This is a genomic window from Streptomyces longisporoflavus (assembly GCF_014649775.1).
Classification (GTDB): Bacteria; Actinomycetota; Actinomycetes; order Streptomycetales; family Streptomycetaceae; genus Streptomyces; species Streptomyces longisporoflavus.
The window spans coordinates 244789-264042 of sequence record NZ_BMTR01000005.1 but is presented as its reverse complement, the minus strand read 5'-3'; the positions used below and the strand labels follow the sequence as shown (position 1 = coordinate 264042).

The 19254-nt window shown below is 70.8% G+C and carries 21 protein-coding genes; 11 read left to right on the top strand and 10 right to left on the bottom strand.

What is annotated here, in order from left to right:
• Positions 1 to 95: 95 nt before the first annotated feature.
• Positions 96 to 947, top strand: coding sequence for a dimethylargininase (ddaH, locus tag IE226_RS12655; protein ID WP_373306935.1), 852 nt, complete (start codon positions 96 to 98; stop codon positions 945 to 947).
• On the opposite strand, the gene IE226_RS12650 is transcribed toward ddaH, so the two are convergent.
• From IE226_RS12650 to IE226_RS12640, 3 genes are all read right to left on the bottom strand, one after another.
• A complete protein-coding gene (locus IE226_RS12650) occupies positions 944 to 1957 on the bottom strand; it encodes a small ribosomal subunit Rsm22 family protein (RefSeq protein ID WP_190081219.1) in 1014 nt (337 codons plus the stop codon). The two genes, ddaH and IE226_RS12650, sit on opposite strands and share 4 nt — an antisense overlap.
• A 99-nt stretch (positions 1958 to 2056) precedes the next feature.
• Positions 2057 to 3235 (bottom strand): serine hydrolase domain-containing protein, encoded by a 1179-nt coding sequence (locus IE226_RS12645; protein ID WP_190081445.1) that lies wholly within the window; start codon positions 3233 to 3235, stop codon positions 2057 to 2059.
• On the bottom strand, positions 3190 to 4545 hold the full coding sequence (locus IE226_RS12640) for a Bcr/CflA family multidrug efflux MFS transporter (RefSeq protein ID WP_190081218.1): 1356 nt from the start codon (positions 4543 to 4545) through the stop codon (positions 3190 to 3192). The genes IE226_RS12645 and IE226_RS12640 overlap by 46 nt, the downstream gene beginning before the upstream one ends.
• 127 nt (positions 4546 to 4672) lie before the next feature.
• On the opposite strand from IE226_RS12640, the gene IE226_RS12635 reads away from it, so the two are divergent.
• Complete coding sequence (locus tag IE226_RS12635; RefSeq protein ID WP_373306949.1) at positions 4673 to 5653, top strand: Gfo/Idh/MocA family protein; 981 nt, start codon at positions 4673 to 4675, stop codon at positions 5651 to 5653.
• 39 nt (positions 5654 to 5692) lie between these two features.
• Here IE226_RS12635 and IE226_RS12630 read toward each other — a convergent pair whose 3' ends face one another.
• Complete coding sequence (locus IE226_RS12630) at positions 5693 to 7327, bottom strand: alkaline phosphatase D family protein (protein ID WP_190081216.1); 1635 nt, start codon at positions 7325 to 7327, stop codon at positions 5693 to 5695.
• Between the two features lie 133 nt (positions 7328 to 7460).
• On the opposite strand from IE226_RS12630, the gene IE226_RS12625 reads away from it, so the two are divergent.
• Both IE226_RS12625 and IE226_RS12620 read left to right on the top strand, forming a co-directional pair.
• Positions 7461 to 8330 carry an SDR family oxidoreductase gene (locus IE226_RS12625; protein WP_190081215.1) on the top strand — a complete coding sequence of 290 codons (870 nt, stop codon included), beginning with the start codon at positions 7461 to 7463 and terminating at the stop codon, positions 8328 to 8330.
• A gap of 176 nt (positions 8331 to 8506) precedes the next feature.
• Positions 8507 to 8971: a lamin tail domain-containing protein gene (locus tag IE226_RS12620; protein WP_190081214.1), complete on the top strand. Its 465-nt coding sequence runs from the start codon at positions 8507 to 8509 to the stop codon at positions 8969 to 8971.
• A gap of 156 nt (positions 8972 to 9127) precedes the next feature.
• Here the strand turns inward: IE226_RS12620 and IE226_RS12615 are convergent, their stop codons facing one another.
• Complete coding sequence (locus IE226_RS12615; protein ID WP_190081213.1) at positions 9128 to 10141, bottom strand: aldo/keto reductase; 1014 nt, start codon at positions 10139 to 10141, stop codon at positions 9128 to 9130.
• A 52-nt stretch (positions 10142 to 10193) separates the two neighbouring features.
• Positions 10194 to 10517 (bottom strand): nuclear transport factor 2 family protein, encoded by a 324-nt coding sequence (locus IE226_RS12610; RefSeq protein ID WP_190081212.1) that lies wholly within the window; start codon positions 10515 to 10517, stop codon positions 10194 to 10196.
• Positions 10518 to 10671: 154 nt separating this feature from the next.
• Here IE226_RS12610 and IE226_RS12605 point away from each other — a divergent pair, with 154 nt between their 5' ends.
• Positions 10672 to 11205, top strand: coding sequence for a DoxX family protein (locus IE226_RS12605; RefSeq protein WP_190081211.1), 534 nt, complete (start codon positions 10672 to 10674; stop codon positions 11203 to 11205).
• 133 nt (positions 11206 to 11338) lie between these two features.
• Complete coding sequence (locus IE226_RS12600) at positions 11339 to 12163, top strand: SAM-dependent methyltransferase (RefSeq protein WP_190081210.1); 825 nt, start codon at positions 11339 to 11341, stop codon at positions 12161 to 12163.
• 41 nt (positions 12164 to 12204) lie between these two features.
• Here the strand turns inward: IE226_RS12600 and IE226_RS12595 are convergent, their stop codons facing one another.
• Positions 12205 to 13140 (bottom strand): phosphotransferase family protein, encoded by a 936-nt coding sequence (locus IE226_RS12595; RefSeq protein WP_190081209.1) that lies wholly within the window; start codon positions 13138 to 13140, stop codon positions 12205 to 12207.
• A 188-nt stretch (positions 13141 to 13328) separates the two neighbouring features.
• On the opposite strand from IE226_RS12595, the gene IE226_RS12590 reads away from it, so the two are divergent.
• The 5 genes from IE226_RS12590 (at position 13329) to IE226_RS12570 (ending at position 17040) form a co-directional block, all read left to right on the top strand.
• A complete protein-coding gene (locus IE226_RS12590; RefSeq protein ID WP_190081208.1) occupies positions 13329 to 14072 on the top strand; it encodes a YqeB family protein in 744 nt (247 codons plus the stop codon).
• Positions 14073 to 14426: 354 nt separating this feature from the next.
• Complete coding sequence (locus IE226_RS12585; RefSeq protein ID WP_190081207.1) at positions 14427 to 15359, top strand: glutaminase; 933 nt, start codon at positions 14427 to 14429, stop codon at positions 15357 to 15359.
• 113 nt (positions 15360 to 15472) lie between these two features.
• Complete coding sequence (locus IE226_RS12580; protein ID WP_229870831.1) at positions 15473 to 16396, top strand: endonuclease/exonuclease/phosphatase family protein; 924 nt, start codon at positions 15473 to 15475, stop codon at positions 16394 to 16396.
• 117 nt (positions 16397 to 16513) lie between these two features.
• Positions 16514 to 16786 (top strand): type II toxin-antitoxin system Phd/YefM family antitoxin, encoded by a 273-nt coding sequence (locus tag IE226_RS12575; RefSeq protein WP_190081205.1) that lies wholly within the window; start codon positions 16514 to 16516, stop codon positions 16784 to 16786.
• Complete coding sequence (locus tag IE226_RS12570; protein WP_190081204.1) at positions 16783 to 17040, top strand: Txe/YoeB family addiction module toxin; 258 nt, start codon at positions 16783 to 16785, stop codon at positions 17038 to 17040. The genes IE226_RS12575 and IE226_RS12570 overlap by 4 nt, the downstream gene beginning before the upstream one ends.
• Positions 17041 to 17160: 120 nt before the next feature.
• Here IE226_RS12570 and IE226_RS12565 read toward each other — a convergent pair whose 3' ends face one another.
• The 3 genes from IE226_RS12565 to IE226_RS12555 all read right to left on the bottom strand — a co-directional run bounded on the left by IE226_RS12565 (position 17161) and on the right by IE226_RS12555 (position 19104).
• Positions 17161 to 17922: a hypothetical protein gene (locus IE226_RS12565; protein WP_229870826.1), complete on the bottom strand. Its 762-nt coding sequence runs from the start codon at positions 17920 to 17922 to the stop codon at positions 17161 to 17163.
• Positions 17923 to 18073: 151 nt separating this feature from the next.
• Complete coding sequence (locus IE226_RS12560; RefSeq protein ID WP_190081203.1) at positions 18074 to 18277, bottom strand: DUF397 domain-containing protein; 204 nt, start codon at positions 18275 to 18277, stop codon at positions 18074 to 18076.
• Complete coding sequence (locus IE226_RS12555) at positions 18274 to 19104, bottom strand: helix-turn-helix domain-containing protein (RefSeq protein WP_190081202.1); 831 nt, start codon at positions 19102 to 19104, stop codon at positions 18274 to 18276. The genes IE226_RS12560 and IE226_RS12555 overlap by 4 nt, the downstream gene beginning before the upstream one ends.
• Positions 19105 to 19254 lie beyond the last annotated feature (150 nt).

The following is a 19254-nucleotide window of genomic DNA, read 5'->3' as shown; positions in this document are numbered from 1 at the left end:
AGATCACAGCGCGAGGGCTCCTCAGACCGCACCATGGGCAGCAACTGACCCGCCAAGGGCAGGAACTGACCACCGCGGTACGTGAGGAGCCCTCGTTGAGTCGTTTTCCTCGTCGCGCCACACCCCGGCGCTATCTGATGTGCTCACCCGCACACTTCAAGGTCACGTACTCCATCAACCCCTGGATGGACCCCTCGAAACCGGTCGACGTCCCCCTGGCCGTCGCCCAGTGGGAGGACCTGCGTGACCGCTACCGCTCGCTCGGCCACACCGTCGAGGAGCTCACCCCGCGTCCCGGCCTGCCGGACATGGTCTTCGCCGCGAACGGCGCGACCGTCATCGGGGGCCGCGTGCTCGGCGCGCGGTTCGCCTATCCCGAGCGCGGCCCCGAGGCCGTCGCCCACCTGGAGTGGTTCCGGGAGCACGGCTTCACGGACCTTCTCGAACCCACGCACGTGAACGAGGGCGAGGGCGACTTCGCCGTCACGTCCTCGTACGTCCTCGCCGGGCGCGGTTTCCGGGCCAGTCCCCTGTCGCACGGGGAAGCGCAGGAGTTCTTCGGCCGCCCGGTCATCGGTCTCGATCTCGTCGATCCCCGCTACTACCACCTGGACACGGCGCTCGCGGTGCTCAGCGACGCCGGGGACGCGGGAGACGACGGGGACGCCGGAGACGACGTCATGTACTACCCGCCCGCGTTCTCGCCGGGCAGCCGGGCCGTACTGCGGCGCCTGTTCCCGGACGCGCTGATCGCCGAGGAACCGGACGCGGTGGCGCTCGGGCTCAACGCGGTCTCGGACGGCCTGCACGTACTGCTCCCCCAGGGCGCGGTCGGCCTCTTCGCACCGCTGCGGGAACGCGGCTACGAACCCGTCCCCATGGATTTGAGCGAGCTGCTCAAGGGCGGCGGCAGCGTGAAGTGCTGCACGCAGGAGCTGCGCGGCTAGCTCTCCGCGCTCTCCTGGTGGGGCGGCGGCCACGCGTCGCCCCACTGCGCGTCGCGGGCCGCGCGGTACAGCGGGCCGTGCCGCTTGGTCACCGTCTCGCGGTGCAGCCGCTCGTCCGGCGCGCACAGGTCGAGCAGGACCTGCCCTTTGCGGATCTGCGGCTTGCGCACCACGCGCTCGGGCGCGGGATCGGCGTCGAACCGCACGGCCGCCACATAGCTGAACTTCTCGTCCTCGTACGGCAGTGAGCCGCCCTTGACCTGCCGGTGCAGGGACGAGCGGCTGACGCGGGCGGAGAAGTGGCACCAGTCATCGCCGGGCACGATCGGGCAGGCGGAGCTGTGCGGGCAGGGCGCGGCGACCCGGAATCCGGCGGCGATCAGGCGGCCCCGTGCCTCGATGACGCGGGCGTAGCCGTCGGGGGTGCCGGGCTCGACGATGACGACGGCCTGAGCGGCGTTCGCCGCCGCGTCCACGACCGAGCGCCGGTCGTCCCGCGTCAGCTCCTTGAGGACGTACGACACCGTGACGAGATCAGTGCTCTCGATGCTGAGCGCCGATCCGATACGAGAGCGCTGCCACTCCGTCGCCTTCAACCAGGGGTTGGCGGCGGCCAGTTCACGCCCCAGGGCGAGGGCGGGCTCGGCCCAGTCGAGCACCGTGACGGGCCGCTCGCCGTCCCAGGTCGCGCTCACCGCCCAGGTCGCCGCGCCGGTACCGCCGCCGACGTCCACATGGCTGCCGGGCGCCCAGCCGGGCGCGGCGTCCGCGAGCGCGCCGAGCGCGGACCGCACCGCCTCGTAGGTCGCGGGCATCCGGTACGCGGCATACGCGGCGACGTCCGCCCGGTCCCGCAGGATCGGCGCATCGGTAGGTGTACTCCCCCGATAATTGGCGATCAGCCGCTCGACGGCTTGCGCGGCCTGCTTGGCCGGCAACCCCTCAAGCAGCCCGGCAAGGGCAGCACGCAGGGTCTCACCGGGGGCCACCGCAAATTTCGGGACGTTCACCCGGCGATTCTACGGGGGCACGCGCCCCGCAAGGGGCGCGGGGAACTGCGCGACAAGCCCCCACCGGCCCGCAGGAGAATCACCGCACGAGCAAAGCGCTCAGCGTGCCGCGCGAGCAAGCCGCGTCGCGGCCCGGGCCCGCGGCCCGCTGTCGGCAACCCCCCGAACCCCCCGCCGGGGATGGACCGTGTTCGCCAGGAGGATCAGAAACGAGTCCGTGGCGGGGTCGATCACCAGGGACGTCCCGGTGAAACCGGTGTGCCCCGCCGCACCGCGCCCCGCGAGCTCCCCCATGAACCACGCCTGATCGAGCCCGAACCCGAGCCCCGGCGGCGTAAGCATCAGCTCCACGAAGTCGGGACCGAGTATGCGCGCCCTGCCGTACGAGCCGCCGCACAGCAGCGCCCGGCAGAAGACCGCGAGGTCACGCGCGGTGGAGAAGAGCCCGGCGTGGCCCGCCACGCCCCCGAGCGCCCAGGCGTTCTCGTCGTGCACCTCCCCCCGCAGCATCCCCCGGTCCGCCTTCGCCCAGGGCCTGCGCTGGTCCTCGGTGGCCGCCGCGTCGGGGCGCGGCCCGAAGCCGGTGGCCGCCATGCCGAGCGGCCGGGTGATGCCCTCGCGCACGAGGACGTCGAACGGGCGGCCCGTGATGCGCTCCAGGACGTGCTGGAGCAGCAGCATGTTCAGATCGGAGTAGAGATGCTCGCCCTGCGGGCTCGACGGGGCCTCCGCGCACAGGGCGGCGAAACGGGCCGCGCCGTCCGGGCAGTCGTACAGCGGCAGTTCGGGCCGCAGCCCCGAGGTGTGCGTGAGCAGCTGGCGCACGGTGATGCCGTGCTCGGCGGCGGCGGTGAACTCGGGTACGTACGCCGAGACGCGCGCGTCGATGCCGAGCGTGCCGCGCTCCAGCTGCTGCATCGCGGCGACCGTGGTGAAGAGCTTGGTGAGCGACGCCAGGTCGAAGGGCGTGCCGGTGCGCGTCAGCACCTGCTCCGCGGGCGGCAGTTCGACCCCCGCGTCCGCCTCGGCGTCGTACGCGGCATAGCGCACCGCACGGCCCGCCGCCTCGTGGACGGCGACCACCGGGCCGCGCCCGGCGAGCACGACGGCGCCCGCGCACCAGGGCCGCTCCCCGCGCGTCAGGGCGCGCACCTCGCGTACGAGGTGGCCCATCTCCTCCGTGTCGAGCCCCGCACGGTCCGGCGTCCCGGCGCGCAGGAGGCGTGGCGCGGTCAGTGGTCCGTCCCCTCCCGGTTCGGTCTGGCCGAGTGCTGCCAGGGGCGGCACAGTCCCACGAAGCAGCCGATGGCCGCCAGGCCGCAGATGAGCTGGACGACGGCCATGGGCACGGCCGTGGCCTCGCCCGCGATGCCGACCAGCGGCGACGCGATCGCGCCGATGAGGAAGGAGGACGTGCCGAGCAGCGCCGAAGCGGAGCCCGCGGCGTGCGGGGTGCGCATCAGGGCCAGGGCGTTGGTGTTGGGCATCGCGAGGCCCATCGCCGACATCAGGACGAAGAGCCCGGCGGCGACGGGGAACAGGCCGACGTCCCCGAAGACGCCCGTGGTCATCAGGAGCAGCGCGGTGGCGGCGAGCACGATGACCGTCAGGCCGAAGGCGAGCGCCTTGTCGAGGCTGACCCGGCCGACGAGGACCTTGCCGTTGATCTGGCCGACGACGATCAGGCCGACGGAGTTCACGCCGAAGAGCAGGCTGAAGGTCTGCGGCGAAGCGCCGTAGATCTCCTGGATGACGAACGGCGACGCGGAGATGTAGGCGAACAGCGCGGCGAAGGCGAACCCGCCCGCGATCATGTAACCGGCGAAGACGCGGTCGGCGAGGAGCGACTTCATGGTGCGCAGCGCTTCGGCGGTGCCGCCGCTGTGCCGCTTCTCCGGGACGAGCGTCTCGGGCAGGCTGCGCCAGACGACCGCGGTCAGGGCGATGCCGATCACCGTGAGCACGGCGAAGATGCCGCGCCAGTCGGTGAAGCGCAGGACCTGGCCGCCGATGAGGGGCGCGACGACCGGGGCGACCCCGGAGATCAGCATCAGGGTGGAGAAGAAGCGGGCCATCTCCACGCCGTCGTAGAGATCACGCACGACGGCGCGGGCGATGACGATGCCCGCGGCGCCGGCGAGGCCCTGCAACAGGCGGAAGCCGACGAGGAGTTCGACGGTGGGCGCGAACGCGCAGATCGCGGTGGCGAAGATGTAGACGAAGAGCCCGATGAGCAGCGGCCTGCGCCGGCCCCACTTGTCGCTCATCGGTCCGACGACGAGCTGCCCGAGCGCCATGCCGGTGAGGCAGGCGGTGAGGGTGAGCTGCGCGGTCGCGGCGGACGTGTGCAGCGAGCGGGTGACCTCCGGGAGCGCCGGCAGGTACATGTCCATGGAGAGCGGCGGGACCGCGGTGAGGCCGCCGAGGACGAGGGTGACGAGAAGGCCGGTGCGGCGCTTGGCGGCGAGGCCGGCGGCGGGGGCCGGAGCGGTGGGGGTGGCGGGAGTGGGGCCCGGGTCTGCCCCCCGGGACTGCCGTATGAGGGAGCCTTCGGACTCACCCGTGGTGCGGCTGCCGTGCTCCGGCATGCGACTTCCTTTCCGATTAGGCGTGCGATTACCTATGCTCTCAGCTCAGCTGTGCTGGTTGAGACCATTTCCGCGGTACTCCGCGGTACGGACAGGGGCTCCAGTGGTGGAAGACAACCGTGAACCCGTGCGCTGGGGCATCCTGGCGACGGGCGGGATCGCCGCATCGTTCACGGCGAACCTCCTCGACATGCCGGACGCGGAGGTCGTCGCGGTGGCGTCGCGGACCGACGCGTCGGCGAAGGCGTTCGCCGAACGATTCGGGATACCTCGCGCGTACGGAACGTGGAGCGCGCTCGCCGAGGACGAGGACATCGACGTCGTGTACGTGGCGACGCCGCACGCCTCGCACCTTGCGGCGGCGGGGCTGTGCCTCGACGCGGGCCGCGCGGTGCTCTGCGAGAAGGCGTTCGCGCTGAACGCCCGCGAGGCGCAGGAGCTGGTGACGCTCGCGAGGCGGCGCGGCCTCTTCCTGATGGAGGCCATGTGGATGTACTGCCATCCGCTGGTCAGGCGGCTGAAGGCGCTGGTCGACGAGGGGGCGATCGGCGAGGTGCGCACCGTGCAGGCCGACTTCGGCCTCGCCGGTCCCTTCCCGCCCTCGCACCGCCTCCGGGACCCGGCGCAGGGCGGTGGCGCGCTGCTCGACCTCGGGGTGTACCCGGTGTCGTTCGCGCACCTGCTGCTCGGTGAGCCCTCGGGGGTGACGGCGAGAGCAATGCTCTCGGAGGAGGGCGTCGATCTCCAGACGGGCATGCTGCTCTCGTGGGAGAGCGGTGCTCAGGCCTTGCTGCACTGCTCCATCAACGCGGGCACTCCGGTCACCGCCTCCGTCACGGGCTCGAAGGGCCGCATCGACGTCCCGGACGGCTTCTTCTTCCCGGAGCGCTTCGTGCTGCACCGCGACGGCCGCGACCCCGAGGAGTTCGCCGCCGTCCCCGCGGACGGCCCCCGCGACAGTCTCAAGCACGAGGCCGCCGAGGTCATGCACCGTCTTCGCGCGGGCGACACCGAGTCGCCGCTCGTCCCCCTGGACGGCACCCTCGCGGTCATGCGGACCCTGGACGCGGTGCGGGAGCGGATCGGGGTGCGCTACCCGGGCGAGTGAGCGCACCCCGGCTCCGGGGCCGGGCGGGCGGCCCGTGGGCTAGGCGGGCTTCAGGCCCGGGTCCCCCGCCTCCGTCTCGAAGGACGCCGCCGTGGTGATCGGCGCGCCCGGCGTCGTCACCGCCGACACCGTCTTGAAGTCGGCGCGCGCGGAGTCCCTGCCGAGGTCCACGGTGACGTAGCCGCGGCGCCCGTTGTAGAACTTCATGTGCGGGTTGGCCTTGGTGTAGGTCTCCCAGGTCGCGGGCTTCTCGGCGCCGTCCTTGCCGCTCGCGATGGACGTGGCGACGATCTCCGTGCCGACCGTCTTGGACGCGGGGTCGTCGAAGTCCTTCTTGATGTCGTAGGCGTACCCGACGTGCACGTCGCCCGTGAGCACCATCAGGTTCTCGATCCCGGCCGACGCCGCGCCCGCGAGGACGCGGTCGCGGGAGGCGGGGTAGCCGTCCCAGGCGTCCATGCTGACCTTCGCCACGGGGTTGAGGTCGAGCTTGCGCTGGGAGAAGTTGACCTGCTGCGGCACGACGTTCCACAGCGCCCGCGAGCGGCGCCAGCCGTCGATGAGCCAGCGCTCCTGGGTGGCCCCGGTGAGGGTGCGCTTGGGGTCCTTGGACTCCGGACCGGGGATGTCGGCGCCGTCGCCGTAGGCCTGGTCGGAGCGGTACTGCCGGGTGTCGAGGACGTCGAACTGGGCGAGCCTGCCCCACTTGAGGCGGCGGTAGAGCTGCAGGTCCGGGCCCGTGGGCTGCTGGGGGCTGCGCAGCGGCAGGTTCTCCCAGTACGCGCGGTAGGCGGCGGCGCGGCGGATCAGGAACTCGGCGGGCGGGTTGCCGTTCTCGTCGAGGTCGCCCGCGTAGTTGTTCTCGGCCTCGTGGTCGTCCCAGGTGACGACGAAGGGGTGCATGGCGTGCGCGGCGCGCAGATCGGGGTCGGACTTGTAGAGGGCGTACCGCAGCCGGTAGTCCTCCAGGGTCTGCGTCTCGCGGTTGTAGAGGGCGGGAAGGGTGCGGTCGGTGTAGTTGCGGGCGCCGCCGACCGAGTTCACCGCGTACTCGTAGAGGTAGTCGCCGAGGTGGAAGACGACGTCGACGTCGTCCTGCGCCAGGTGTTTGTACGCCGTGAAATAGCCGTCGTGGTACGCCTGGCAGGAGACCGCGGCGAGTTTCAGGGAGCTCACCCTGCTGCCGGCCGACGGGGCGGTGCGGGTGCGGCCCGTCTCGCTGATCCACGTGCCCGTCTTGAAGCGGAAGTAGTAGGTCCGGCCGGTGTTCAGGTAGTCCACGGCCACGCGTACGGAGTGGTTGAACTCGGGGTGCGCGGTGACGGAGCCGCGCCTGACCACATGGCGGAAGCGGGCATCGCGCGCGACCTCCCACTGGACGAGGACGCGCTGCGCGGGCAGGCCGTTGCCCGGCTCGTAAGGGGACGGGGCGAGGCGGGTCCAGAGCAGGACCGAGCCGGGCTGCGGGTCGCCGGATGCCACGCCGAGCGTGAACGGGTTGACGGTGATCTTGCGGGCGTCCAGTTCGGCGGCGCTCGCCACACCCGCCGTCGGCAGATTGGTGGCGAAGGCGAGCGCGGCCGCGGCGCCGGTGACGGTGAGGAAGCGCCGGCGGGCGAGGTGGCTCGCCGCGGCTCGGAGCTCTGTCGTGTCCTGCTGGTCTGCGGATGTCATGTGGCCCTCCCCTGACGATTGGTGTCCATGGCATGCAAGTGGTGGGGGAAGACGCGCGACTGTCGCGTACACAACACCCGCATGGCGGGCGGATGATGTCCGCATGGACGCCCCTCCCGTACGCTGCGGGGCCATGAACGCTGAGCCAACTGAGCATCGAACCGGACAGACGAGGACCGCCGTGGTGACCGGCGCGGGCTCCGGAATCGGCAGGGCGGTGGCGGTGGAGCTGCTGCGGGCCGGATGGTCCGTGGCGCTCGCCGGGCGCCGCACGGAGACCCTTGAGGAGACGGCCGCGATCGCCGCGGGCGTCTCGGAGGGCGCGGCGGTGCGGCCCGTACCGCATGCGGAGGAGTCCCCCGAGGCGAACGTCCCGGCCGGGGCCGAGGCGGGCGACGCGACCGACGCGCTCTGTCTGCGCACCGACGTCTCGCGCCCGGAGGACGTGGCGGCCCTCTTCTCGGCCGTACGGGACCGCTTCGGCCGCCTCGACCTCCTCTTCAACAACGCCGGTACGTTCGGGCCCGGCGGCGTCCCGGTCGACGAGCTGGCCTATGACGCGTGGCGGCACGTCGTCGACACCAACCTCAACGGCTCCTTCCTGTGCGCGCAGGCCGCCTTCCGGCAGATGAAGGAGCAGGACCCGCAGGGCGGCCGGATCATCAACAACGGCTCCATCTCCGCGCACGTCCCGCGCCCGCACTCCGTCGCGTACACGGCGACGAAGCACGCGATGACCGGCCTGACGAAGTCGCTCTCCCTGGACGGCCGCCCGTACCGGATCGCCTGCGGGCAGATCGACATCGGCAACGCGGCGACCGACATGACCGAGCGGATGCAGGCCGGAACGCTGCAGGCCAACGGCGAGTTGGCGCCCGAGCCCGTGATGGATGTGGCGGACGTGGCGCGGACCGTGCGCCATATGGCGGAGCTGCCGCTCGATGCGAACGTGCAGTTCGCGACGGTGCTCGCGACGAACATGCCGTTCGTCGGGCGGGGCTAGCCGCCGGCGCCCGGACCCGGCGGCTTCCGGTGGCCGACCGTGACCCCGTGTTCACGGTCGGCCCATATCTTCACAAGCGGAATAGATAACACCGCGTCAATTACGCGCATCACGCCCCGTATGCTCAACGAGCCCTCCACGAGAACTCCACATTCAGAGCACACACGGAGCACACCTTGCGCATACGTTCCGCCGTCCCGGCCGTTCTCGCCGCCGCCGCACTTTCGGCCTCGCTGCTCGCCGTCTCTCCCGCGAGCGCCGCCGCGCACCAGGGCGGGCTGCACCTCGGGTACATCCAGTTCGACAGCCCCGGCCGGGACACCCGCTCCAACTCCTCGCTGAACGCGGAGTGGGTGAACATCCACAACAACACCCGCTCGGCGATCCAGCTCAAGGGCTACAAGCTGAAGGACAACACCGGCTACACGTACACCTTCGGCAGCTACAAGATCGGCGCCGGAAAGACCGTCAAGGTCCGCACGGGCAAGGGCACCAACGCCTCCGGCGTCCGCTACTGGGGCCGCGGCTCGTACGTCTGGAACAACACCAGCGACAAGGCCCGCCTCATCAAGCCGAGCGGCTCGCTCAAGGACTCCTGCTCCTGGACGAACAGCAACCCCGGCTACAAGAGCTGCCACTGACGGCCCCACAAGCCACCGTGAGGGGGAGGGGGAGCAGGGCAGCCGCTCCGTGACGGCCGGCGGGGGCCCGCGCGGGGAGCCGCGGGAAGGTCCGGGGTCACGGAACGGTTGCCCTGCGACATGACGACGCGGTATGCGGGAGGGGCGGCCGGGCGGTTACTCCCCGTCCCTCCCGCGCACATCACCCAGGATGCGCTCGACCTCCGCCAGCTCCCCCGCGGTCAGCGGTCCGTGCTCCAGCGCCCCCGCGTTCTCCTCGACCTGCGCCACGGTCCGGAAGCCCGGCACGGGGACGGCCTGCGGGCTGCGCGCCCAAAGCCACGCCAGGGCGCCCTGCGCGAGACTCCGGCCGCCGCCCGTCAGGACGGAGCGCACCGCGTCCACCCGCCCCAGCCACTCGGGGTCCGCGCCCCCGCCCGTCCCGAAGCCCGGCAGCCAGGCCGGCGGGGCGCTGCGGATGTCACCGGCCGGCGGCACGCGCCCGTCGCCGAACTTCCCCGTGAGCAGCCCCATCGCCAGCGGACTGCGCAGCACGCTCGCCAGCCCGAGCTCCGCGCAGAGCGCCAGCATCCGAGGCGCGTCCTGGAGCACGTTGCAGCGGTGCTGCACCGCCGCGCAGTGCGGCCCCTCGGCGAAGACCGCCACCCGGCCGGGGTCGTCCGTGCTCCACCCGTACGCCCGGATGAGGCCCTCCCGTACGAACTCCTCGCACGTGTCCCGCAGCTGTGCGGCCCGCTCCGGGTCCGCGTCGCCGATGTGCAGCTGGTAGAGGTCGACGTGATCCGTGCCGAGCCGCTTCAGCGAGGCGGTCAGCGCACGGCGTGCGTACGCCGGCGAGTCGTCCGCGACCCCGAGCGCGGCCCGCTTCTCCTCGTCGAAGAGGTTCCCCCACTTGGTGGCGATGACCACGTCGTCCCGCCGCGCGCCGAGGGCACGCCCGAGGACACGCTCGCTGTGCCCGGTCCCGTAGTTGTCCGCGGTGTCGAAGAAGTCCACGCCGAGATCGACGGCGCGGCGAATCGCCCGCACCGACTCCTCGTCGTCGACCGCACCCCAGCCGTACGGCTCCCCGGCCGGCCCCGACCACTCGCCCCCGATGGCCCAGCAGCCGAGCCCCAGCGCGCTGACCTCGATGCCGCTGCGTCCCAATGTCCTGCGTGTCGTCTCCATGCCCGCAGACGCTAGAAGTTGAAGCGCACACGAAGACAAGCCCTTCGCTGATTTACGCCTGCCCCGTCTCGAACCGGGAGACCTTCCCGCCGTCGACGGTGAAGTGCCACTTGGTCCGCATCTCGCCCCAGGTGTCGTTGCGGAACGTGACGATCAGCGTCCGCCCGCCGTCCGACTCGCTCTCCACGTCCATATGGCCGTTCGAGGAGAAGATCTCGCGGTCGGTCCAGTCGGCGATGTCCCGGTCGGACCCGTCGTCGGACATGGTCGCGCCGGGGGCGAGGAGGCCCTCGAAGGCGGCCTTGTCGTGGGCGTTCACCGCGGTGACGAAGGCACGGACCGTGGGATCGGAGAGCCGGTCTACCTGAATACTCATGCACCCACGGTCACATCGGCGCCCCGGCCCCGCCACCCCGGGCGGTCACCCGTACGGCCGATTGAGCCGGGTGCGTGGCGAGGCTCTGACGGACGGTGGGTGGTGACGAACCACGTCCGCCCCCGCCGTCCGCTCACCCCCGGGAGACAGCACCATGACCCGTTCCTGCTTCGACCGACGCGACCTGGGCCTCCTGCTGCTCCGCGTCACCACCGGCGGAGTCCTCGCCTCGCACGGGGCCCAGAAACTCTTCGGCTGGTTCGGAGGCCACGGCATCGAGGGCACCGGCGCCTTCATGGAGTCCATCGGCTTCACGCCGGGCAAGGCGAGCGCCGTCGCCGCCGGGCTCGCCGAGGCGGGCGGCGGCACGCTCCTCGCCCTCGGCCTCGCGACTCCCGCCGCCGGTTCCGCTGCGGCGGGGGCCATGGCGGGGGCGACGGCCGTACACGCCCCCAACGGCTTCTTCAGCCAGGCCGGCGGCTACGAGTACCCGGCGTTCCTCGGCGCCGTCTCCGCCGCCCTCGCCGTCACCGGCCCCGGCGCCTACTCCCTCGACAGCGCGCTGGGCCACTCCTTCAACCGCAACTGGATGGTGCCCGCGGCCCTGGCGGGTACGGCCATCGGCGTGCTGGTGTCGGTGGGGACGCGGGCGAAGAACGTACGCGAGCAGGAGGGCGCGGACGTGTAGGCGGGGGGCTCTGGGCCATTGCCTCCGCGCTGACTCCGTAGGACTCCCCGGCGCCCGGCCGGCGGCCCCGACCTGCGGGGGCGAGCGAAATTCGGTGTCTCCCAAGGGAGTTACCGGGCTAGCGTCATCGCCCATGACCGAACCCAAACCCGAGCCCGAGCCCGAGCCCGAGCCCGAAACCGAAACAGAAACCGACCCCACCGTCCCGGACGCCCCGCCCCGTCTCACCCGTCTCACCTTCCACGGCCCCCTCTCCGAGGCGCGGGCCGCACGCATCGTCGAGCGCGTCGCGCCGGGTACGGGGTCCGTCCTCGATCTCGGCTGCGGCTGGGGCGAGTTGCTGTTGCGCGTTCTCGAAGCAGCCCCGGCGGCCACCGGCGTGGGCGTCGACGTATCGGCCGCTGATTTGGCCAGGGGCCGGGCCGCCGCCGAGGAACGCGGTCTGGCCGAGCGGGTCTCGTTCGTCGAGGAATCGGCTGCGGACAGCAAGCGCGGCCCCGCCGACCTCGTCCTGTGTCTGGGATCGAGCCACGCGCTCAGCTCCGCCGAACCGCCCGGCCACACCGATGCCGCCCTGCGCGCGATGCGCCGTCTGGTGAGTCCCGGCGGCCGCGTCGTACTCGGCGAGGGCTTCTGGCAGCGCACGCCCACTCCCTCCGAACTCGCCGGGATGTGGCCGGACGCCCGGGCCGGTGAACACCTCTTCCTGGGCAACCTCGTGGACGCGGCGATCGCCGCGGGCTTCCGTCCCCTGTGGGTGGAGACGGCGAGCGCGGCGGAGTGGGAGGAGTTCGAGTCCGGCTACCGCGCGGACGTGGAGGAATGGCTGGCCGCTCACCCCGACCACCCGCTGGCCGCCGAGACCCGCGAGAAGACGGACCGCCGGCGCGACGCCTGGCTCCGGGGCTACCGCGACGTGCTCGGCCTGGCCTATCTGACCTTGATGCCGGTGGGCTGAGGGACCGGAGCACTGGGCCGGAGTCGAGCTGGAGCCGCTTGTCAGGCGTCGCCGGTGTCGAACCACGCCAGGGCCAGCGCGTCGAGCGTCGGCTCCGGCGGGGCGGGCAGCTCCCGCAGGTACCAGGGCAGGCTGCTGTAGATGTGGAGCAAGGTGTGGGCGAGGAGTTCGCGCGGCTCGAAGGTGTGCCCGTAGGCCCGCATGAAGCGGCCGAGAAGCCCCGGCTCCGCACGCGTGACGAAGAGGCCGACACCCACGAAGTCGTACGCCCTGTCCCCGATCATCGCGGGCTCGAAGTCGAAGAGGCCGGTGAGCCCGAGCCGCCCGTCGACCGGCCCGACCAGCAGGTGCTGGCGCATGAACTCGGTGTGCAGGAGGACGCGCGGCGCATCGGCACGCAGCGGCACCGCGTCCAGGAAGCCGGGGATCTGCTCCACCCAGCTCTCCGGCAGCCCGCGCTCCCGCTGCCGCGCGGCGGCTCCGGCACGCTGCTTGTCGAGGAAGGCCCCCCAGTCGCCGGGCCCGAGCACATCGGCGAGCGGTTCGGGGTCCAGGGCGTGCAGCGCGGCGAGCGCCTCACCGGCCTCGGTGACGAGGCGTTCGCGGTCGGCGTGCGGGACGCGCGGCCAGGCGGCGGCGAGGTCTTCGCCGGGCAGCCGGGACATCAGGACGTAGCGCCAGCCGTTCTCGTACGCCCCGGACGCGTGCACGCGCGGGGTGGGTACGGGGAGCCGCCCCTGGAGATGGCTCAGCACTCGTTCCTCGACGAGGCCGTCGTCGGCGACGGCGCCGGGGAAGAGCTTCAGTACGAGATCGTCCCCGACGGCGTATACGGGCTGTGTCCCCTCCGTGAACCGGTCTAGGGGTGCGCCGTCGAGACCGAGACGGCGGCAGAGGTCCTCGACTCCGGGTCGCATGACGGCCTCGTCGGGGACGATGACGTCCCATTGCTCGTCGGTCTCCACGGCTGGCAGCATGATCGGCACGCTAAGGGGCGGGCGGGGCGGCGGCAACGCAATTTCGGGGCCGGGCGGCCAGGTTGGCCTGCCCCACGCACCACAGCCCGTGGCCGGCCGGCACCGCCCCTGCGGATACCGACCGAAGTCTGCCGCCCATCGACTTTCGGCTGCTGCCCGGGGCGCCCTGCCCGCCTAGCGTCGATGCCATGACCAGCGAAGAGAGCCTCGGTTCCGTCCCGCTCCGCAAGGACCGGACGACGATCCTTGGTTACCCCCGCAGCGACCTGCTGACCATCGTCATCGGCATGCCGGTCGTCGGCCTCGTGCTCGGCCTCGTCCTGCCGCCCCTCGCCAGGTGGCTGAGCAAGTCACCGGTACTGCCCTGGCGGGACGGCATCACGTTCGTCGGAACGCTGGACAGGCCGTGGCAGACGGCGATCGCGGTGGGTCTCGGCCTGGTGGCCGGGCTGCTCATCGCCCTCACCGAGATGGCCGAGACCCTGAAGCTGACGCTGACGAACCAGGAGCTGGCGGTCGAGCAGCACGAGCGGACGCGGACCATCGAACGCGCCCGCGTCTCGGCGGTGTTCGTCGACGGCAAGGAACTGGTGGTCCTCGACGAGACGTCCCGCCAGTTCACGCGCGGCGTCCACGAGGCAGGGGCGCGGGTCCTCGCCAGGGCGTTCCGCTCGCACGGCTACCCCTGGCAGGACGCCGACCCGCACGCGTCCCTGTTCCACCGCTGGATCCCCGGGGCTCCCGGCCTGCCCGCCGAGGCACACGCGGTGCTGGCGGCACGGAAGGTCGCGCTGAAGAGCAAGGCCGGAGAGGACGTACGGGACCTCGGGGAGACGATGCAGGGTCTCGGGTACGTCGTACGGGACGAGGGCAAGGACCAGTACTGGCGTCCGCTGGCGGGCGGGGAGGGCGGGGGCGCCGTCAGGGGGTGAGCGCGACCGCCCCGTACGGGGGCGGGCTGGTGGCCACCTCGCCGCAGGCCGGATTGATCACGGGATGCTCCGGCGGATGCCGACCGCGCCTGCACGCACGCGAGCCCGCGGGTCACCCTTCACGTGGGTCACGCCTTCACGCACGCCGGGCTATCGGTCACGCCCCACGCATGCCGGGCTATCGGTCAAGCGCACCGCACCCGCGCCCACGGGCCACGCCCCCCACGCACACCGCACACACGCCCACGGCGTCAGCCACGGCTACGGCGACAGCCACGGCTACGGCGACAGCCACAACCCCAGCCCCTGCCCCTGCCCCAACTCGCGCGCCCTCGCGCCCCGCGCGGGTGCAAAATGGCGATCATGACCTCGCCCCAGACCTATCAGCCGGTCCTGGACCGCATCGCGGCCGAGATCGAGAAGACGCCGGGGCGCGGCAGGCCCGCCGACTACATCCCCGCGCTCGCCGCGTGCGACCCGCGCCGGTTCGGCATGGCCGTCGCGGAGCCCGACGGCACGGTGTACGGGGTGGGCGACTGGCGGCAGCCGTTCTCCGCGCAGTCCATCACCAAGGTCTTCACCCTCGCGCTGGACCTGGCCCGCGAGGGCGACGCACTCTGGGAGCACGTGGGCCGCGAGCCGTCCGGCAACCCCTTCAACTCGCTCGTGCAGCTGGAGTACGAGAACGGCATCCCCCGCAACCCCTTCATCAACGCGGGCGCGCTCGTCGTCACCGACCGCCTCCACACCCAGACCGAGGACGCGGCGGGCACCCTGCTCGACTTCCTGCGCGCGGAGAGCGGCAACGACCGGCTCACCATCAACGAGGCCGTCGCCGCGTCCGAGTCCGCGCACGGAGACCGCAACGCCGCCCTGGGCCACTTCATGGCGGCCTACGACAACATCGACAACCCGGTCCCGGTCCTCCTCGACCAGTACTTCCGCCAGTGCTCCGTCGAGGCGTCCTGCGCCGACCTCGCCCTGGCCACCGGGTTCCTGGCCCGCCACGGCATCCGCGCCGACGGCACCCGCCTGCTCAGCCGCAGCCAGGCCAAGCAGGTCAACGCCATCATGCTCACCTGCGGGACGTACGACGCGGCGGGCGACTTCGCCTACCGCGTGGGCCTGCCCGGCAAGAGCGGTGTCGGCGGCGGCATCATCGCCGTGGTCCCCGGCCACTGCACGCTCTGCGTATGGAGCCCCGGCCTGGACGAACGGGGCAACTCGGTGTCGGGCGTCGCGGCACTCGACCGGTTCACGACACTGACAGGGCTTTCGGTGTTCTGAGGATGACGGACATACACATATCCACGCGAGCACACCGCGCAGCCGACGGAGAGCGGGGCGCTGACCGCCGCACTGGCCGCCGCGGACGCACATGGGGACGGCGCGGGTACCTCGTGCTGCTCGCCGCGCTCTTCGCCCTGCTGGTCGTACGACTTGCGGGGCTGGACGCGGGCACCCCGCTGGCCGTGGCCGTGGTCCTGTTCCCCTATGCGGCCGTCATCAGTCTCCTCGCCCTGATCACCACGCTCTCCGTGCCCGCTCTGCGCTCCCGCCGACCGGTCATCGCCGCCGGACTGATCACAGCGGCGTACGTCGTACTGCTTGTGCCGCGCTTCGTACCGCACGAGGAGCCGCACATCCCCCCGCAGGCACCCGAGTTGCGGGTGGCCACCCTCAACACCCACGTCGGCCAGGGGGACGCGCGTGCGCTGGTGGAGCTGGTGAAATCCGAGCGGATAGATGTCCTGGCCGTGCAGGAGCTGCCGGCCACCGGCATCAAGGCGCTCGCCGAGGCGGGCCTGGGCAAGGTCATGCCGCACCAGGAGCTCCACCCCGAGAACGACTCGTCGCTCTACTCACGGATTCCGCTGACGCACGGCGGCCCCCTGGAGGCGGACACCGCCTGGCCCCAGACCACGGCGCAGGTGAAGGTCGGCGGACGCGCCGTACGGCTGGTGGCGGTGCACACGTACTACCCGCTGGGTGACGCGGACCGCTGGACCAAGGACATGTCCGCCCTCACCACCGTCGCCCGCGACAGTGGCCCCGACACGGTGTTCCTGGGCGATTTCAACGCGACCGTCGACCACGCCCCCATGCGCGAGCTGCTCGCATCGGGCGGACTCACGGACACCCACGCCGAACTCGGCGAAGGCTGGCCCCGCACATGGCCGGCGGGCAAGGGCCTGCTGCCACCTTTGCTGCACCTGGACCACGTCCTGCACGGCTCCGGCCTCGCAGGCACCTCGGTCACCGAACGAACCATCCCCGGCACGGACCACAGGGCGGTCACCGCCACGCTGGCGGTGTTGCCCTGAGGAGAGGGGCAGAGGAGTCGGGTGTATGCCGAGGAGCGTCACACCTCGCGACTCGTACCAGAATTGAGTACCAGCGTGGTACCGTTTTCCCGTACCACTCTGAATGAGGTGTCGTAAGTGACGATAAGCGCCAGCGAGGCCCGCAAGGACCTGTTTCCACTCATCAAGCGCGTGAACGACGACCACACCCCCGTGCGCATCAGCTCCAAAGGCGGCGACGCGGTAATAATGTCCGCCGAGGACTACGACTCCTGGCAGGAGACCGTCTACCTGCTGCGTTCCCCCGCGAACGCGCGAAGCCTCATGGAGGCCGTCGCACGGGACAAGGCCGGCGAGACCGTGGTCACCAGGACCATGGAAGAGCTGCAAGAGCTTGCGGGTGACGGGTGAGGAGCGTTCACTTCGACCCGGCCGGGTGGGAGGACTTCCTGTTCCGGCTCGGTTCGGACCGCGCCATGGCCCGCAGAATCACCCGGCTGATCGCCGAGATCCAGCGCACCCCCTTCACCGGCATCGGTAAGCCTGAACCCCTGAAGGGCGACCTGTCCGGCTACTGGTCACGCCGGATCGACGACGAGCACCGGCTCGTCTACCGGGTGGACGAGAAAGAAGTCAAGATCCTCAAGGCCCGCTACCACTACTGAGGCCACCGTTCCTCGTTGCGGCACACACCGTCACCTCACCGACCCGACCGGTACGTCGCGCGACGACGTCGGCTCGCTAGGTGCGGGGCGCCGCACTCACCGCCATAGGCGGTCATGCTGCTAAGCGACTCGGAGCGTCGGCTTCGTCAGCTCCAAGCTGGACAGGTGCTTCTTGAGTCGTTTGGCCATGGGAAGGTAAGTCGCAAAAGTGAGCGTGCCGGAGACAACGGCCCCGACGACAGGGATGGCCTTCGAGACGGTCTTCGCGAAGGACTGCTTCGTCATCTCGACGCCGAGGTAGCCCGCGACTCTCTTCACTATCGGGTAGATGACACCCTGGGTGAGTGCCCTCTGAGGCAGCTTCTTGGCGACCTGCTCCGACATCATCCCCGCGACCTTGCCCACAGCGGTGTTCGCCGATTGGGTACCGAACATCACGCCGAAGAACAGCGTGAGCACACCCATGGTCGCGTCATCGACGTCATCGCCCTCGTCGGAGAACAGATCGGGCCAGCTGTAGAGGTAGGCGAGCTTCTGCGAGATACGCAGCATGTGGCCGAAGTACTGGGCCATGTCAGCGGGCACGGTGGCAGGAAGGGCGATGATGCCCGGTATTCCTGCAGCGGCGGACAGAGCGCTGACTTTGCTGGTTTCGTAGCGGATGGAGTCGTTGGCAGCTTTGTCGAGAACCTCGACGGTGATGCCCGCCGCCGCGGGGGTCTCTTCGATCGCTCTTCGGATGTCGTCCTCGGAGCAATAGCGCGCCAGCGCTCTTCGGAGGTACGCCGCCCTGTCGATACGTACGCCCGGAAGCCTTGCGGCACCTACCAGCACGGTGGAGAAGCGCGACTCGGGGTTCTCTGCTATTTTGCCCTTTTTCATAGCAGGAAACTACAGTAACTCTGCCCTCAAGTGGCCATCATCTGCACGCTAGTTGGGTCTTCTCGTGTGCGTGCCGAATGGCGGGCGAGCGGGCAGCAACACACGGCCAGGGCCCTCGGCAAGCGGGCGCCTGCCGAGGGCCTTGCGTGTGTCAGAGGACCGCGAACTCGACAAATGCGGTCCACGCCGTGGGGCGCACGGCCAGGTGTGCGCGGGTTACGTCCTTGGAGTCGCGGACGTGCACATTGCCGGGGCGAGTGGCAACCTCGACGCATTCACCGCCTTCCTCGCTGCTGTAGCTGCTTCTGCGCCATACCAACTGGTGTATGTGCGGCTGATGCACGTGCGCGTTCATAGCTCTCCCAGCAACTTCTCTACATACGCCAATGATTTACGAGGAGTCAGGGCCTGCGCGCGGATGATCCCGTACTTGGCCTCCAGCGCGCGGACGCGTTCCCGCTCCGTCTGCAGGCGGCTCACGTTCTGCACCTCGGCGTACGCGATCCTCCGCCCTTCCTTCGTTTCGATCAAGGTGAAGGGACCAGCCATGCCGGCGTTCTCCTCACAGTCGAGCGACATCACCTGGATCTCGATGTTCCGTCGCTCGCCCATCAGGAGGATGTGCTCAAGCTGGCCACGCAGGATGCCCCGTCCTCCGATCGGACGCCTCAACACTGCCTCATCGATCACAAAGCTGGCGAGCGGCGCATCCCTGCCGGACAAGATCTCCTGCCGAGCCAGGCGCGCACCCACTCTCTGCTCGACCAGTTCGTCGTCCATGGGTGGCCGCATCATCAAGAAGATGGCCCGCGCATACTCCGCCGTCTGCAAGAGTCCAGGCGCCGCCTGGTTCGCGTACACGTGCAGCTCGACCGCCTCCGCCTCCAACCGAGCCGCATCCCGGAAGAACGCCGGATACTGAGCCCGGGCCACCTCCTCCTTGCTCGCGCACAGCACCCCGCCCGCCTCCAGCGCCTCATCGGCCCGGTCGATGAACTTCGGCGGCGGGATACGTCTCCCCTGTTCGAACGACGCGATCGTCGAGGCCGAGTATCCGGTCAGCGACCCGAGCCTCGCGCGGTCCATTCCCGCTCGCTCACGGAACAGCTTCAGCTGGCGCCCGAACACGCAAAGCATGCCCGTCCCAACCTCATACTCCGGCTGCTGCACCTCGTCGTCCACGCCGCGGCTCCTCTCGTACGACCGCCCCAGCCAGGCAACTCAGAGCCTTGGAGCCGGTCACGCCCAACACCACGTACAAGCGCATCGCGTACGTGTACAGGCCGCACTCGTCAGCGCATCGCTCCTGTTCAACGCTACGCACGGTAGTCA

Coding starts and splice junctions, on each gene's coding strand:
- IE226_RS12640 (WP_190081218.1), bottom strand. CDS start 4,545: ATGCCGGAGCACGGCAGCCGCACCACGGGTGAGTCCGAAGGCTCCCTC.
- IE226_RS12630 (WP_190081216.1), bottom strand. CDS start 7,327: ATGACATCCGCAGACCAGCAGGACACGACAGAGCTCCGAGCCGCGGCG.
- IE226_RS12625 (WP_190081215.1), top strand. CDS start 7,461: ATGAACGCTGAGCCAACTGAGCATCGAACCGGACAGACGAGGACCGCC.
- IE226_RS12615 (WP_190081213.1), bottom strand. CDS start 10,141: ATGGAGACGACACGCAGGACATTGGGACGCAGCGGCATCGAGGTCAGC.
- IE226_RS12610 (WP_190081212.1), bottom strand. CDS start 10,517: ATGAGTATTCAGGTAGACCGGCTCTCCGATCCCACGGTCCGTGCCTTC.
- IE226_RS12605 (WP_190081211.1), top strand. CDS start 10,672: ATGACCCGTTCCTGCTTCGACCGACGCGACCTGGGCCTCCTGCTGCTC.
- IE226_RS12600 (WP_190081210.1), top strand. CDS start 11,339: ATGACCGAACCCAAACCCGAGCCCGAGCCCGAGCCCGAGCCCGAAACC.
- IE226_RS12595 (WP_190081209.1), bottom strand. CDS start 13,140: ATGCTGCCAGCCGTGGAGACCGACGAGCAATGGGACGTCATCGTCCCC.
- IE226_RS12590 (WP_190081208.1), top strand. CDS start 13,329: ATGACCAGCGAAGAGAGCCTCGGTTCCGTCCCGCTCCGCAAGGACCGG.
- IE226_RS12585 (WP_190081207.1), top strand. CDS start 14,427: ATGGCGATCATGACCTCGCCCCAGACCTATCAGCCGGTCCTGGACCGC.
- IE226_RS12565 (WP_229870826.1), bottom strand. CDS start 17,922: ATGAAAAAGGGCAAAATAGCAGAGAACCCCGAGTCGCGCTTCTCCACC.
- IE226_RS12560 (WP_190081203.1), bottom strand. CDS start 18,277: ATGAACGCGCACGTGCATCAGCCGCACATACACCAGTTGGTATGGCGC.